The sequence below is a fragment of the Motilibacter rhizosphaerae genome (assembly GCF_004216915.1).
Taxonomy (GTDB): Bacteria; Actinomycetota; Actinomycetes; order Motilibacterales; family Motilibacteraceae; genus Motilibacter; species Motilibacter rhizosphaerae.
In genome coordinates, this window is the sequence record NZ_SGXD01000005.1 from 102,919 (window position 1) to 118,328 (window position 15,410).

Annotated in this window: 8 protein-coding genes; 4 read left to right on the forward strand and 4 right to left on the reverse strand. The window is 75.2% G+C overall.

Annotated features, from left to right (window positions below; genetic code table 11):
- Positions 1-51 precede the first annotated feature (51 nt).
- Positions 52-747, forward strand: a complete 696-nt coding sequence (locus EV189_RS17255) for a PhzF family phenazine biosynthesis protein (RefSeq protein WP_130494245.1) — start codon at positions 52-54, stop codon at positions 745-747.
- Here the strand turns inward: EV189_RS17255 and EV189_RS17260 are convergent.
- The 3 genes from EV189_RS17260 to EV189_RS17270 are packed head-to-tail and all read right to left on the reverse strand — an operon-like array spanning position 651 to position 4,971.
- A complete protein-coding gene (locus EV189_RS17260; RefSeq protein WP_130494246.1) occupies positions 651-2,648 on the reverse strand; it encodes a YjhG/YagF family D-xylonate dehydratase in 1,998 nt (665 codons plus the stop codon). The two genes, EV189_RS17255 and EV189_RS17260, sit on opposite strands and share 97 nt — an antisense overlap.
- Positions 2,645-4,096 carry an aldehyde dehydrogenase family protein gene (locus tag EV189_RS17265; RefSeq protein ID WP_130494247.1) on the reverse strand — a complete coding sequence of 484 codons (1,452 nt, stop codon included), beginning with the start codon at positions 4,094-4,096 and terminating at the stop codon, positions 2,645-2,647. The genes EV189_RS17260 and EV189_RS17265 overlap by 4 nt, the downstream gene beginning before the upstream one ends.
- Positions 4,093-4,971: a fumarylacetoacetate hydrolase family protein gene (locus EV189_RS17270; RefSeq protein WP_231116519.1), complete on the reverse strand. Its 879-nt coding sequence runs from the start codon at positions 4,969-4,971 to the stop codon at positions 4,093-4,095. The genes EV189_RS17265 and EV189_RS17270 overlap by 4 nt, the downstream gene beginning before the upstream one ends.
- 162 nt (positions 4,972-5,133) lie before the next feature.
- On the opposite strand from EV189_RS17270, the gene EV189_RS17275 reads away from it, so the two are divergent.
- Positions 5,134-8,223 carry a S8 family serine peptidase gene (locus EV189_RS17275; RefSeq protein WP_130494249.1) on the forward strand — a complete coding sequence of 1,030 codons (3,090 nt, stop codon included), beginning with the start codon at positions 5,134-5,136 and terminating at the stop codon, positions 8,221-8,223.
- A 159-nt stretch (positions 8,224-8,382) separates the two neighbouring features.
- Positions 8,383-9,984: a sensor domain-containing protein gene (locus EV189_RS17280; RefSeq protein ID WP_165400363.1), complete on the forward strand. Its 1,602-nt coding sequence runs from the start codon at positions 8,383-8,385 to the stop codon at positions 9,982-9,984.
- 13 nt (positions 9,985-9,997) lie between these two features.
- On the opposite strand, the gene EV189_RS17285 is transcribed toward EV189_RS17280, so the two are convergent.
- Positions 9,998-11,626: a Na+/H+ antiporter gene (locus EV189_RS17285; protein WP_231116520.1), complete on the reverse strand. Its 1,629-nt coding sequence runs from the start codon at positions 11,624-11,626 to the stop codon at positions 9,998-10,000.
- Between the two features lie 146 nt (positions 11,627-11,772).
- Here EV189_RS17285 and EV189_RS17290 point away from each other — a divergent pair, with 146 nt between their 5' ends.
- Positions 11,773-15,399, forward strand: coding sequence for a glycoside hydrolase family 3 C-terminal domain-containing protein (locus EV189_RS17290; protein ID WP_130494251.1), 3,627 nt, complete (start codon positions 11,773-11,775; stop codon positions 15,397-15,399).
- Positions 15,400-15,410: the final 11 nt, after the last annotated feature.

Genomic DNA, 15,410 nt, shown 5'->3' on the forward strand with positions numbered 1-15,410 from the left:
GCGGGGTGGCGCGCCCAGCCTAGGAGAGCGCCGTGCTGCTAGGACTGGTGCATGCACCTCCACGTGGTCAGCGTCTTCGTCGGCCCCGACGGCCGCGGGGGGAACCCCCTCGGCGCCTTCGTCGACCAGCCGGAGCTCCCTGCGGAGCAGCGCCAGGCCGTCGCCGCGGAGCTCGGCTTCAGCGAGACGGTGTTCGTCCGCACGTCCGGCAGCGCGGCCGTCGTGCAGATCCACACCCCGGCGGTCGAGCTGCCCCTGGCCGGCCACCCGCTGGTCGGTACGGCGTGGCTGCTCGCCCGCCTCGGCTCGCCCGTCGACGTGCTGCGCCCGCCGGCGGGGGAGGTGCCCACGTGGACCGAGGGGGCAACGACCTGGATCCGCGCGCGGGCCGCGTGGGCGCCGGAGTTCGAGTCGCACCAGCTCGGCTCGGCGGCGGAGGTCGACGCCCACCCGGGCGCCGGCCCGGGCGCCCACCTCCACGTCTGGGCGTGGGAGGACGAGGCCGCCGGGCGCGTACGGGTCCGCGTCTTCCCCACGGCGATGGGCATCGTCGAGGACGAGGCCACCGGGGCCGCCGCGATCCGGCTGGGTGCGGCGCTGCAGCGCGACCTCGTCATCCGCCAGGGCGTCGGCTCGGAGATCCTCGTCCGCTACGCCGGGGACGGGGTCGTCGAGGTCGGCGGGGCCGTGGTGGCCGTCGAGGAGCGCGAGCTCCCCAGCAGCGGCAGCAGCGCCTCCACGTCGTAGACGCAGCCGCCCCACGTCCCCCCGCTCGCCTGCTGCAGGGCGGCCCAGAGCCGCGTGTCGTCGGGCAGCGCGGCGTCCGGGGCGAGACCGGGAGCCGGACCCCGCCTGGCGAGCAGCGCCTCCGCCTGCTCGGGGGAGAGCTCCTCGTCAGCGGTCCCGACGAGGTCGATGCTGCCGGTGAGCGACCCGGTGTCGATCTCGACGCGGATCCGGTCGCCCTCGCGCACCTTGCCGATGGGACCGCCGGCCAGCGCCTCGGGGCCGACGTGCCCGATGCAGGCGCCGGTCGAGACGCCGGAGAAGCGGGCGTCGGTGAGGAGCACGACCTCCTTGCCGATCGGCAGGTGCCGCAGCGCCGAGGTGAGCTGGTAGGTCTCCTCCATGCCGGTGCCGAGCGGGCCGCAGCCCAGCAGCACGATGACGTCGCCGCCGCGGATCCGGTCCTCCTTCACCGCGGCCACCGCGGACTTCTCCGAGGTGAAGACCCGCGCCGGACCGGTGAAGCGCAGCACCCCGTCCGCGTCGAAGCGCGACGGGTCGATGGCGGTCGTCTTCACCACCGAGCCCTCGGGGGCCAGGCTGCCGCGCGGGAACGCCACGGTGCGCCGCACCCCCCACTCCGCGGCCCGCTCCGGTGAGAGCACGACGTCGTCGGGGTCGATGCCCCGGGTGCTGAGCACCTCGCGGAACCGCGTACGCCGCTCGCTGGCCTCCCACGCGTCGAGCCGCTCGTCCAGCGTCGTGCCCTCGACGGTGCGGGCCGAGCCGCGGAGCAGCCCGAGCCGGCGCAGGTGCAGCATGACCTCGGGCACGCCGCCGGCGAGGTAGGCCCGGACGGTCGGGTGGTGGACCGGCCCGTTGGGCAGCACCGAGACGATGCGCGGGGTCGCGCGGGACACCTCGAGCCAGTCCTGCTGCGTGGGGCGCCGCAGCCCGGCCGCGTGGGCGATCGCCGGGATGTGGAGCAGGAGGTTCGTCGACCCGCCGAAGGCCGCGTGGACGACCATCGCGTTGTGCACGGAGTCCTGCCCGAGCACGTCGTGGAGGGTGGCGCCGGCGGCGGCCATGGCCGCAGCGGCGCGCGCGGCGCGCACGCCGCCCTCCAGCCACACCGGCTCGCCCGACGGCGCGAGCGCGGAGTGGCCGACCGCCATCCCGAGCGCCTCGCCCACCACCTGCGCGCTCGCGGCCGTGCCGAGGAACTGGCAGCCGCCGCCCGGGGAGGCGCAGGCGACGCAGCCGAGCTGCGCCGCCTCCTCGAGGGAGATCAGCCGGTGGACGTAGCGCGCTCCCAGCGTCTGCACCGTGCCGGCGTCCTCGCCGTGCTCCGGGGGCAGGGTCACGCCGCCCGGCACCAGCACCGCGGCACGGTCGCCGGTGCCGGCGAGGGCCATCATCATCGCCGGCAGGCCCTTGTCGCAGGTCGCGATGCCCACCGTCGCCACGCGTCCCGGCAGCGAGCGGACGAGCCGGCGCATGACGATAGCGGCGTCGTTGCGGTAGGGCAGCGAGTCGAACATCGCCGTCGTGCCCTGCGAGCGCCCGTCGCACGGGTCGGACACGAACCCGGCGAACGGCAGCAGCCCCGCGCCGGTGAGCTCGCGCGCCACCACCGAGGCGATCGTGCCGAGCTCGTAGTGGCCGGTGTGGTAGCCGAGCGCGAGCGGCCGGCCCTCGGCGTCGCGCATCCCGCCCTGGGTCGAGAGCACGAGCGCCGGCGGGTCCGCGCTGCGGGCCGGGTCCGCGCCCATGCCGACGTTCTGCGAGAGCCCGAAGATCTCCCCGCTCGGCGCCTCGCGCAACATGCGGTCGGTCAGGGGCAGCGCGCCGTCCGGGCCCGGCGCGGAGGTGCGGACGGCGTACAGGTCCGGCGCCGCCGGCTCGAACAGCGCCGTGGTCATGCCGGTGCGCCCCGCAGCGCCGGGGGCAGCGCGAGCTCCGGCGCCCCCTGGAAGACGACCGGGCGGAGGAAGCGGCGCAGCGACGCGCCCCCGACGGAGGTCGTCGTGTCGTCGGTGCTCGCGGGGGGCGGGCCGCCGTGGTGCATGGCGAGCGCCACTGACACGCCGGTCGGCCAGCCGTTGAAGACCACGCGCCCCACGCGGGCCGCGAGCAGCTCGGCGACCCTGGCCGCCCGGGCCACGTCCTCGGGGTCCTCGGGGTCGTACTGCACGGTGCCGGTGAGCGAGCCCGGCAGCCGCGGCACCAGCTCCTCCAGCGCCGCCGCGTCGTCGTACGCGACGACGACCGCCGCCGGGCCGAAGACCTCCTGCGCCAGCTGCTCGAGCTGCTCCGCCGCCCGCTCGGCCGAGGTGGTGAGCAGCAGCACCTGCTGCGCGCTCGGGTCGTCGGCCGCCTCGGGCCGGCCCGCCCCGAGCACCTCGACGCCCGGCAGGGAGCGGCGCTCGGCCAGCTCCTCGCGGAAGCGGTCGCGCCCGTCGGGGGTGAGCATCCGCTCCGGTGCGCGCTCAGCGACGAGCCGGGCGAGCAGGTCCGGCAGCGGCCCCGCGGGCACGAGGACCAGGCCGGGCTTGGTGCAGAGCTGGCCGCCGGAGCCGGACACGCTGTCCAGCAGCCCCTTCGCTACCTCCTCGGTGCGCCGCTCGGCCGCCGCGGCGGTGACGACGACGGGGTTCACGCTGCCGAGCTCGCCGTAGAACGGGATCGGCTCGGCCCGCTCCTGCGCGACCTGCTGCAGGGCCAGCCCGCCGCGCAGCGAGCCGGTGAACGTCGCGACGCGCACCCGGGGGTCGCGCAGCGCGCGCACGCCGGGCTCGCCGCCGACGACGCTGCCGAGCAGCCCGGCGGGGAAGCCCGCCGCGTCGAGGGCCCCACGGGCCAGCTCGGCCTGGCGCAGCGAGGTGCGCGGGTGCCCCGGGTGCACCTTCACCACGACGGGGCAGCCCGCGGCCAGCCCGGCCGCGGTGTCCGTGCCGAGCAGCCCGAACGCGAACGGGAAGTTCCCCGCCTCGAAGACGAGCGCGGGGCCACGGGGGAGCAGCACCCGGCGCAGGTCGGGGCGCGGGGCCGGCAGCCCGGCGTCCTGCGAGGGCTCGTCGCGCACCGCGTCGAGGTAGCCGCCGTCCGCGACGACGTCCGCGGCGAAGCGCAGCTGGTACGCGGTCCGCCGGACCTCGCCCGACAGCCGCGCCGTGGACAGCGCGGTCTCCTCCTGCGCCAGGGCGACGAGCTCGTCGACCGCGCCCTCCAGGGCGACCGCCAGCGCCTCGAGCAGCCGGCGCCGGGTGGCGGGGTCGCTCGCCGCCCACTGCGGTGCGGCGGCGGCCGCCGCCGCGAGCACGGCGTCCAGCTGCTCCTCAGTCGTCTCGTCGCTCGTCCCGTCGGTCATCGGGCCTCCTCCTCGTCGTCCTCGAGGGACAGCTCGTCCGCGCCGGCGACGCGGTGCCGGAGCACCCCGAGCGGACCGCCGTCGATCTCGACCACGTCGCCCGGCCGCAGCCCCTCGCCGAGCGGCGGGACCACGCCGGTGCCGGTCGTCAGCACCGCGCCGTCCGGGAAGTCCTGGTGGCGGAAGAGCCAGTCCGCCAGCTCCTCGAGCGTGCGGTGCAGCTGCCCGGTGTCGGTCTCGCCGCCGAGCACCACCTGCCCGTCGCGGTGCACCGCGAGGCGGATCGGCACCGGGCCCTCGACCGCGTCGGGGGTGACGACGACGGGGGACAGCACGCAGCTCCCGCGGTAGACCTTGGCCTGCGGGAGGTAGAGCGGGTTCTGCCCCTCGATGGAGCGCGCGGTGAGGTCGTCGCAGAGCGTGAGCCCGACGACCTCGCCGGCGGAGCTCAGCACGAGCGCCAGCTCGGGCTCGGGCACCGAGTCCGTGGCGTCGGGACGGACGGCGCCCACGCCGTCGGCGCGCACCCGCCAGGCCGCGGCCTTGAGGAACAGCTCGGGCCGCTCGGCCGCGTAGACCGCGTCGTAGCAGGTGGCGCCCGCCGACTCCTCCTCGCGCGCGTCCCGCGAGCGCTCGTAGGTCACGCCGGCGCCCCACACCTCCATGCGGCCCTCGACCGGCGGCAGCAGCCGCACGTCGGCGAGCGGCAGCCCGTCCCCGCTGCCGGCTGCGGTCAGGAGCACCTCGCGCGAGCGGGCGGCGGGCAGGCGCAGCAGCTCCGCGAGGGACGCGGCGCCGCGCAGCGGCACCACCCCGTCGCCCACCAGCGCGCCGATCCCCGTGCCGCCCGCGTGGGCGAACCTCGCGAACTCCACTGCAGCTCCTCCTCGCCGAGGGACGTCCCGCAACGTACCCGACGGCGCCGACGGCCTCCCCGGCCAGTCGGTGCCGCGGACGAGCTGCTGCTCAGGGGCTTCCGCGGGAAACATCCGGCAGCTACCGTCTGCCGCACTCCACCGCCACCCCCAGGAGGGCTCGTGCCCCGACCCCGCCCACTGCCCACCGCGGCTGCCGTGCTGCTCTCCGCAGCCGGCCTCGCCGCCGCGGGAGTGCCCGCCGCCGCTGCCGCGACCGGCCCGACCGCAGCGAGCACGACGACGTTCCACGGCCTGTCGCTCACCCGCCACGCGCACCCGCACGTCGACCAGGCCGCCGTCGCGAAGGTGCTCGCCCGTGCCCGCGACAAGGCGGCGACGCGGGTCGTCGTCGGCCTCGACGCCCCCTCGGTCGGCGGCGCCGCCGCGGCCGCGGCCGCCGCCGGCACCACGCTCACCCCCGCCCAGGCCAGCGCCGCGCTGCAGGCGGTCCAGGCGCAGCAGCGCGGCGTCGTCCAGGCCATCGCGTCCACCGGGGCCACGGTCGACCTCGCGGTGCAGTACGCCTACAACGGCCTCGTCGTGAGCGGCACCCGCAGCCAGCTCGCCGCGGTGGCGCAGCTCAAGGGGGTCTCCAGCCTCACGGTGGAGCGCAGCTTCTCGCGCGACCTCACGACCTCGGTGCCCTTCCTCGGCGTGCCCCAGGTGTGGCAGGGCCGCGGGGTGACCGGCAAGGGCGTCACCATCGGCGTCATCGACACCGGCATCGACTACACCCACGCCGACTTCGGCGGCCCGGGCACGGTCGCGGCGTACCAGTCCAACGACCGCACCGTCATCGAGCCCGGCACGTTCCCGACCGCGAAGGTCGCGGGCGGCTACGACTTCGTCGGCGACGACTACGACTCCTCCGGCAAGACCGGCTCGCCGACGCCGGCTCCCGACCCCGACCCGCTGGACTGCAACGGGCACGGCACGCACGTCTCGGGCATCGCCGCGGGCGAGGGCGTGACCACCTCCGGCGCGACCTTCACCGGCCCGTACGGCCCGGGTGCCTACGCGGGCGGCTTCCGCGTCGGGCCCGGTGTCGCTCCCGAGGCGACGCTGTACGGCCTCAAGGTGTTCGGCTGCGGCGAGGAGGCGACGGTCGCCGACGGCCCGATCCTCCAGGCCATCGACTGGGCCGTCTCGCACCACCTCGACGTCATCAACCTCTCGCTGGGCTCGCCGTTCAGCGGGCCGGACGACCCGGAGGTGCAGGCGCTCGACGGCGCCGCGGCGGCGGGCACGCTGCCCGTCGTCTCCGCCGGCAACGACGGCCCCGCCGACTACATCGTCGGCTCGCCGAGCGTCGCGAAGGGCGCCATCTCCGTGGCCGCCGTCGACTCGACGGCCACGCTGCCGACCGCCGTGCTGAGCAGCGGCGGGACGAGCCTGCAGCTGCAGGTGTCGAACGGCGCGCCCGTGCCGACGACCTCCGCCCCGCTGGTCTACCTCCACGACGACCCGAGCACCGCCGCCGACGAGTCGCTCGGCTGCGCGGCCTCGGACTACGCCGGCACGGCCGGGAAGATCGTCGTCACGACCCGCGGCGTCTGCGCCCGCGTGGACCGGGCGACGCTCGGCCAGGCCGCCGGCGCGGTCGCCGTCGTCATGGTCAACAGCAGCCCGGGCTTCCCGCCCATCGAGGGCCCGATCCCCGGGGTCACCATCCCGTTCCTCGGAGCGACCCCCGACCAGGCCCCCGCGCTGGCCGCGCTCGACGGCCAGACGGTCTCGCTCGCGCCGGGCGCCCCGCTGCCCAACCCGACCTACACGCAGACCACGTCGTTCTCCTCCGGCGGCCCCTCGAACGAGGGCTCGCTGGCGAAGCCGGACGTCGCCGCGCCGGGCTCGGGCATCACCTCGGCGGGCTTCGGCACCGGCAACGGCCCGCTCACCGAGTCGGGCACGTCGCAGGCCTCGCCGCACGTCGCGGGCGTCGCCGCGCTGGTCCTCCAGGCGCACCCGGGCTACTCGCCGGCCCGCGTCCACGACGCGATCGTCGACACGGCCGACCCCAGCCGCATCGGCGGCTACGACCAGCTCCTCGACGGGGCCGGCCTGGTCGACCCGGACGCGGCGGTCTCCACCACCGTGACTGCCTCGGCGGGCGCGGGGACGAGCCTCTCGTTCGGCTACCTCGAGAGCACCGGCGCCATCGACGAGTCGCAGACGCTGCGGGTGCGCAACACGGGCACCGCCCCGGTCACCTTCACCACCAGCGACGCGCGCTCCCTGTCCCCGGAGGCCGGGGCCACCGTGACCATCACCCCGGCCACCCTCACGGTCGCGCCGGGCAAGGACGCGAAGGTCCGGGTCACGGTCCACGTGCCCGCCGGCTCCTCGGACGCGCAGGCGCTCGCGGGAGCGGTCGTCCTCACGCCGTCGACCGGGAAGGCCCTGCGCGTGCCGTACCTCGCGGTCGCCCGCACGGCCTCGGCGGTCGGCGTCACGCCGCACTCGGTCAGGGCCTCGGCGGCCGCGACGGCGCCGCAGACCCTGACGCTGACCAACCCGGCCGCGAGCGCCGGTGAGGCCGACGAGTGGGCGTGGCTGCAGCACGACTCCGGTCCCGACACCGGCCGCTCGAGTGCTGCGGACATCCGGGACGTGGGCTTCGCCGCCGACCCGAGCATCTCGCTCGGCGACGGCGCCCAGGGCATCGGCGTGGTCGCCGTCGCACTCGGGGACTCGCTCCGCACGGTCGACGCGAGCGAGACCGACGTCCTGCTCGACACGACGGGCGACGGGCAGCCGGACTACGACGTGTTCCTCTTCGACGAGGGCTACCTCACCACCGGGTCGTTCGACGGCAACCTGGCGTCGTTCGTCCTCGACCTCGGGACCGGCGCGATCGTGGACTACCTCGAGCTGTCCCCGCAGGAGGACACCTCCGTGGTCCAGGTGCCGTTCATCCTGTCCGACGTCGGCCTGACGGCGGCCGGGCAGCACGCGCTCACGGTCGACGCGTACACGTTCAGCATCTTCGGCAGCGGGACCGACTCCGCGGACGCGCCCGGGTCCTTCGACCCGTTCGCGCCGGCGATCACCAACGGCCTGGTCACCGAGGTGCCGGCCGGCGGCAGCTCGACGCTCCAGGTCGCGGTCGACGCGGCGGCGCTGCGGGCCCACCCCGTCCTCGGTGCGCTGCTGACCTACCCGGGCAACCAGCTCGGGGGCCGGCAGTCCGACACGGTCCGGCTGCGCTAGCCCGGACCCGCTGAGCCAGCCCCGCCGTCACCCGGCGCGGCCGGCGCCACGCACGACAGTGCGTGCGCGTCGGCTGCGCTGGGTGACGGCGCTGTGCCGATCCGGCAGCGATGGGGACCTGTGCGCATGCAACGGCTTCCCGTGACCCAGACTCGCAGCATGCAGCGCGAGCTCGTCCAGCAGGCAGTGGCGGCCATGCCGCACACGAGCCTGCTCGTCGTCGACCGCCGGCTGCGGGTGCAGTCGGTGACCGGGACGGCGCTGGCGGCGTACGGCATCACGGCGCGGCTCGTCGGCCGGGTGCTGCCCGACGCCCTACCGCCCCACCTGGCGTTCCGCGCGACCGCGCTCGTCTCCCGCGCCCTCGAGGGCGCCGAGGTGTGGGACGCGACCCCGTGGGGCCCCGAGGGCGCCCACGAGGCGACGTACACCCCCGTCGTGGGCGACGGGGGAGAGGTCGCCGGCTGCCTCGTCACCGTGCGGGCGGCGGGGCCCGAGCGGCGCGCCGCTGACGCGCTCGTCGCGCTGTCGGAGCAGCGGCGGGCCGCCGTGGACACCGCGGGCGACGTGCTCGCGACCTTCGACGCGGCGGGCCGCTTCGCCTGGGTCAGCGACTCGATCCGCCCGCTCACCGGCTGGGCGCCGGGCGAGCTCATCGGGCGCAACCCGCTCGACCTGCTCCACCCCGAGGACGCCTCGCGCACGCGCGACGTGCTGCGCCCGCTCTACCGCGGCGCCGGGGAGACCACGGCGGAGTACCGCTACCGCCGCCGCGACGGCGAGTACGTCTGGCTGCAGGCCCGCGTGCGCGCCCTGCCCGGCCAGCGCGGCGAGGTGCAGGGGCTCGTGTCGGCGGTGCGCGACATCTCCGGCCGCAAGGAGGGGCTCGCGGCGAGCGGGGCCGTCGAGGACGCGATGGCGGCCGCCTTCGCCGCGGCGCCGGGCGGGATGGGCGTCGTCGCCGTGGACGGCACCTGGACCCTCGTCAACGCCGCCCTCGCCGACCTGCTCGGCCGCTCGCCGGAGGACCTGCGGGCGCGCCCCGTCGAGGAGCTGGCCGAGCCCGTCGACCGCTTCCTCGTCGCCGGGCTCGTGCGCGACGTGCTCGACAGCGGCGCGCAGGGCCAGGCCGAGTGCGGGTTCGTCCGCCCCGACGGCCGCGCGGTCCGCGTCGCCCTCGCCGCGTCGGTGGCCCGCGACCTCTCCGGTGCGACGCGCTTCGTCGTGCTGCAGGCCGAGGACGTCACGCAGCGGCGCAGCGCGCAGGACGAGCTGCTGCGCCGCGCGTACTCCGACCCGCTCACCGGCCTGCCCAACCGCAGCGCGTTCTTCGACCGGCTGCGCCACGCGCTCGCCGCGGCCCCGCGCCGCCGGGTGGACGTGGGCGTCGTCTTCATCGACCTCGAGGGCTTCAAGCTCGTCAACGACAGCCTCGGCCACGCCGCCGGCGACGAGGTGCTCCAGCTCGTCGGCGCCCGTCTGCGGGAGGCCGTGCGCGAGGAGGACACCGTGGCCCGCCTCGGCGGCGACGAGTTCGCCGTCCTCTGCGAGGCCGTGACGGCGCCCGAGGCTGTGGACGTCCTCGTCGAGCGGCTGCGCGCCAGCGTGGACGAGCCCGTCACGCTCGCGACGGGGCCGGTGCGCGTCGGGCTCACGACGGGGGTGGCGGTGGGGGTCGGCGTCTCGGCCGAGGAGCTGCTGCGCCGCGCCGACGAGGCGATGTACGCGCAGAAGCCCGGCCGGGTGCTCGACCTGCGCTGAGCGCCCAGGCGGCTCACGCCGGCGGCGGAAGCACGCTCTCCTCGAGGTCGAGCTCGCGCTGGAGCACCCGGAGGTCCGCGTCGGGCAGCCGGCCCGAGTCCCGCCAGTCGAGCAGCTCCTGGCGCTCGGCGTCGATCATCTCCCGGCGCAGGCGGACGCCGGCGGCGTACGCCTCGTCGTGGGGGAGCCCGCCCTCCGCGGCGGCAAGGGCGTCCACGCGGCGCTCGTAGCGCTCCTGGCGCGCCTGCGTCGCCCGGCGCAGCGGTCCGGCCGCGGGAGCGAGCTCTGGCTCCCGGGCGAGCAGCGCGTCGAGCCGGGCCAGCGCCGCGGACGTCGCCGCGCTGCGGGCCTCGTTGCGCAGCAGGGCCGCCGCGAGCCGGGTGTCGCCGAGGCGCAGCCGGCGCAGCAGCGGGCCGAAGGTCAGCCCCTGGCCGACGAGCGTCACGAGCACGACGAGGTACGCGCAGAACAGCAGCAGGTCGCGCTGCGGGAACCCCTCGGGCAGCGAGAACGCCGCGGCCAGCGTGATGACGCCGCGGGTGCCGGCCCAGCTCAGGGCGAGCACCTCGCGGCGGGAGAGCGCCGCCGCCTCGTCGGGGTCGCCGCCCAGCCGGGCGTGCAGCCGGGCCGGCAGGTGGGCGGAGGCGAGCAGCCACAGCGGGCGCAGCAGGAGCACGACGCCCAGCGTCACGGCAGCGGCGACGGCGAGGTCGCTGCGGTCGTAGCGGTGCAGCCCGCTCAGCACGGCCGGCAGCTGCTGGCCGATGAGCAGGAAGACCCACCCTTCCAGCAGGAACTCGACCAGCCGCCACACGGCGCGGGTCTGCAGCCGGGCGCCGCTGGTCTGCAGCTGCGGGCTGCGGTGGCCGAGGAGCAGCCCCGCGACGACGACCGCGAGCACGCCGGAGACGTGGAGCTCCTCGCCCGCGAGGTACGCCGCGAACGGCGTCCCGAGCGACAGCGCGTTGTCGACGAGCGGCTCGTCGTTGACCGCGCGCACCCGGCCGAGCACCCGGGCGACCGCGGCGCCGACGACGACTCCGCCGGCAGCGGTGACGACGAACTCGAGCAGGGCGTGGCCGAGCGAGAAGTGCCCGCCCACCGCCCCGACGGCGACGCCGAGGACGGTCAGCGCAGTCGCGTCGTTGAGCAGCCCCTCGCCCTCGACGAGGGTGACCAGGCGCGGCGGCAGTCCCGCACGGCGCCCGATGGAGAGCGCGGCGACCGGGTCGGGCGGCGCGACGGCCGCCCCGAGCGCGACGCCAGCGGCGAGGGGGACGGCGGGCAGCGCCCAGCTGAGCCCCGCGCCGACCCCGAGCGCGGTCGCCAGCACGAGGAAGACCGAGAGCCCGACGACGGCGCGCACGTCGCGGCGCAGGGCGAGCAGGCTCGACTCGAGCGCCGCGGCGTAGAGCAGAGGGGGGATGGCCACGACGAGCACGACCTCGGGGTCGAGCTGGAGGTCGGGGCCGGGGAGGTAGCCGTAGGCGAGCCCCGCCAGGACGAGCAGGACCGAGGTCGGCAGGCCCGAGCGGTGCGAGAGCGCCTCGGCCGCGAGGACGACGGCGAGACCGGTGAGCCCGAGGGCGACGACGACGAGCACGGGCGACTCCTTCCCGCTGCGCGGGGCAGGACGCGCCACGTCCACCTGGTGATCGGTCACAGATTAGTTCTTGACGTGGACAAACCATCGGCCTAGTGTCCGGTCGCCGGCGCTGTTGCCTCGCGACACCGTCGGTACCCATGTCCCGAGGCCGGCGTCGGAGCCGGCCAGATCGGAGTGCACCGATGCACAGATGGGCCACACGGCTCACCGTCCTGAGTGCCGCTGTCGCGAGCGCTCTCGCCGGGTCGGCCACCGCCGTCACGGCAGCGCACGCGGATACGGCCGCAGGCAGCCCGATCTACCTCGACCGGAGCTACTCGCCGGTCGAGCGCGCGACCGACCTCGTGTCGCGGATGACCCTGGCGGAGAAGGCCGCCGAGCTCGACAGCAGCAGGGCCCCGGCGATCCCGCGCCTCGGCGTGGCCGCCTGGGGCTGGTGGAACGAGGCCAACCACGGGATCAACGCCTCGACGCTCACCGCTTCGGGCAACGCGACGACGCTGACCAACACCACGTCGTACCCGTCGGACCTGTCGCTGGGCAGCACCTGGGACCCGGACCTCGTCTACAAGGAGGCCGGGCTCATCGGTGACGAGGCGCGCGACGTCTCGCCCGCCAACCGCCAGAACCTCGACTTCTACGCCCCGACCGTCAACCTCACGCGCGACCCGCGCTGGGGGCGCAACGACGAGTCGTGGAGCGAGGACCCGACGCTCACCGCAGCGCTCGCCTCGCAGTACGTCGACGGCCTCCAGGGCCAGACGCAGGACGGCAAGCTCCTGCCCGAGGCCAACGGCTACTACAAGGCCATCGCGACGCTGAAGCACTACGCGGCGAACAACAGCGAGGTCAACCGCCGCCAGGGCTCGTCCGACATGGACGAGCGCACGCTGCGCGAGTACTACACCAAGCAGTTCGCGGACATCGTCCAGCAGGCGCACCCGGGCTCGATCATGAGCTCCTACAACGAGGTCAACGGCGTCCCGGCCGCGGCCAGCGTCAAGCTCATCGACACGATGGCGCGGCAGCAGTTCGGCTTCGACGGCTACTTCACCAGCGACTGCGACGCGGTCGAGGTGATCCAGAAGGACCACCACTGGCAGCCGCCGGGCGCCCCCGCCCCGCTGGACCAGTACGGCCGCACCGCCTACGCCCTCTCCGCCGGTGAGGACCTGGACTGCAACGCGGGCTACTCCGACGCGTTCAACTACGGCAACACGATCCCGACCGCGATCGCGCAGCACATCCAGACGCAGACCGACGTCTTCAACGAGGGCGACGTCGACGTCTCGGCCGTGCGCCTGTTCACCGCGCGCATCGAGACCGGCGAGTTCGACGACGAGGCCTCGGTGCCGTGGGTGCAGGCGGCTCGCCAGCGCCTCGGCGGCACGACGTGGGTCTCGAGCGAGGCCAACGGCGCCATCACGGAGACGCCCGAGCGGCTCGCCCAGGCCCGTACCTCGGCCGACGAGAGCATCGTCCTGCTGAAGAACTCCGCTCCCACGGGCGCGAAGTCCCCGCTGCTGCCGTTGAAGGTGCCGCACACCGGCGCCTACAAGGTCGCGGTCATGGGCTACTTCGCCCACCCGAGCCGCGGTCTCTACCTGGGTGGCTACTCGAGCATCCAGACCGCGTCGGGCCAGGCCAAGGAGATCGACGCCTACACCGGCATCAAGAACGCCGTCACGGCGATCGACCCGTCGGCCCAGGTCGACTTCCTCCCCGGCGTGACCGGCGGCACCTCCGCCTCCTCGCTGAACACCGTCGACGCGGCCTCCATCGCCGCGGCGAAGGGCTACGACGCGGTCATCGTCGTGGCGGGCACCGACGGCGGCACCTCCGCCGAGGACCGGGACCGCACGACCATCGCGCTCCCCGGCGCCCAGTCGGCCATGATCCAGCAGGCCGAGGCCGCCAACCCCAACACGGTCGTCTACCTCGAGACCGTGGGCGAGGTCGCCGTCGGCTCCTTCAAGGACAGCACCAACGCGCTGCTCTGGAGCTCGTACAACGGTGAGCGCCAGGGCGACGCGATCGCGGACGTCCTGCTGGGCAAGGTGAACCCGAGCGGCCACCTGCCCTTCACGTGGTACGCGGACGACAGCCAGCTGCCGTCGATCCTCGACTACACGATCCGCCCGACGGCGACGAACCCCGGCCGTACGTACCAGTACTTCACCGGGACGCCGACCTACCCGTTCGGCTACGGCCTGAGCTACTCGACGTTCGACTACGAGAAGATCCGCGTCAGCAACTGGAGCGAGACGCCGGACGGCACGATCACCGTGCACGCCCGCGTGCGCAACACGAGCGACGTCGACGGCACCGAGGTGGCCCAGCTCTACGTCACCACCCCCAACGCCCCCTCGTCGGCCGAGCGGCCCACCAAGCGCCTCCTCGCCTTCCAGCGGGTGACGCTGCAGGCCGGTCACGGCGCGTCGGTCGTCTTCACGGTCCCGGCCTCGAAGCTCGCCTTCTGGGACACCGCGGCCGGCAAGTACGTCGTCGACCCGGGCCACTACGGCCTCGAGGTGGGCGGCAACAGCGCCGACATCGCGCAGACCGACTCGATCGACGTCCACGGCACGCTCACGGTGAAGCCCGCGGTCCTGACCGCGAAGCCCATCCAGTCCGGTGACGTCGAGAACCAGGTCGCGCAGCGCGTCTTCGTCGACCCGGGCAAGACGATCGACCCGCAGCTCACGGTCTCGATGACCGACCAGAGCATCTACGGCTACATCACCAAGGGCCAGAGCAAGCCGCTGCCCGCGGGGACGACCGTGACCTACTCGAGCAACCGGCCCTCGGTCGTCGGTGTGCAGGACGGGACCCTCAAGGCCCTCGGCACCGGCATCGCGACGGTCACGGCGACGCTGAAGTACCACGGTGCCAGCGTCTCCACGACCTTCACCGTCGACGTGGTGGAGCACGTGGCGCTGACCGCGCCCGCGCTCGTCACGCCGGGGTCGACGTTCACGGCGACGGCCACGCTGCCCTCCGGGCAGGGTGCACCGACGCTGACGGGCGTGTCGTTCGCGCTCGACCTGCCGCAGGGCTGGTCGGCGCAGGCGACGACGCCGACGACCGTGGACAGCCTCCCCGGTGGCCAGACCGCGACCGTCTCCTGGCAGGTCACGGTCCCGGCCGACGCCCAGCCCGGTGACGGCACGCTCACCGCGACGGCGTCGTTCACCTCGCCCAGCGGTGCCGGCACCGCCTCGGCCTCCACGTCGGTCACGACGCCGTACCCCTCGCTCGTCGCGGCGTACAGCAACGCGTCCACGACCAACGACGGCACGGCGGGTGCCTACGACGGTGCTGGGCGGAGCTTCTCCGCCCAGGCGCTGGCCGGCGTGACGCCGAGCCTGACGCCCGGTGCGACGTTCACCCACGACGGGGCGACGTTCACCTGGCCGTCGTCCGCGATCGGGACCCCGGACAACGTCTGGGCGAACGGGCAGACCATCGCCGTCTCCGGGTCGGGTTCGACGCTCCACCTCATCGGGGCGGCGAACAACGGCACGGCGACCGGCACCCTGCGCATCACCTACACCGACGGCACGACGCAGGACGCCACCCTGTCGTACAACGACTGGTGGGGCGCCACTCCGGCTGCGGGGACCGACGTCCTCGTCGCCACGCCGTACCACCTGCTCAACGGTGTCAAGCAGAACCAGAAGGTGGGCATCTACGACGCGCAGATCCCGCTGCAGGCAGGCAAGACCCTGGCCTACCTGACGCTGCCGAAGTTCAGCGCTCCGGGCACCCCGGGCCTGGCGATGCACGTGTGGACCCTCGGCCTGAGCTGAGCCAGCACGGG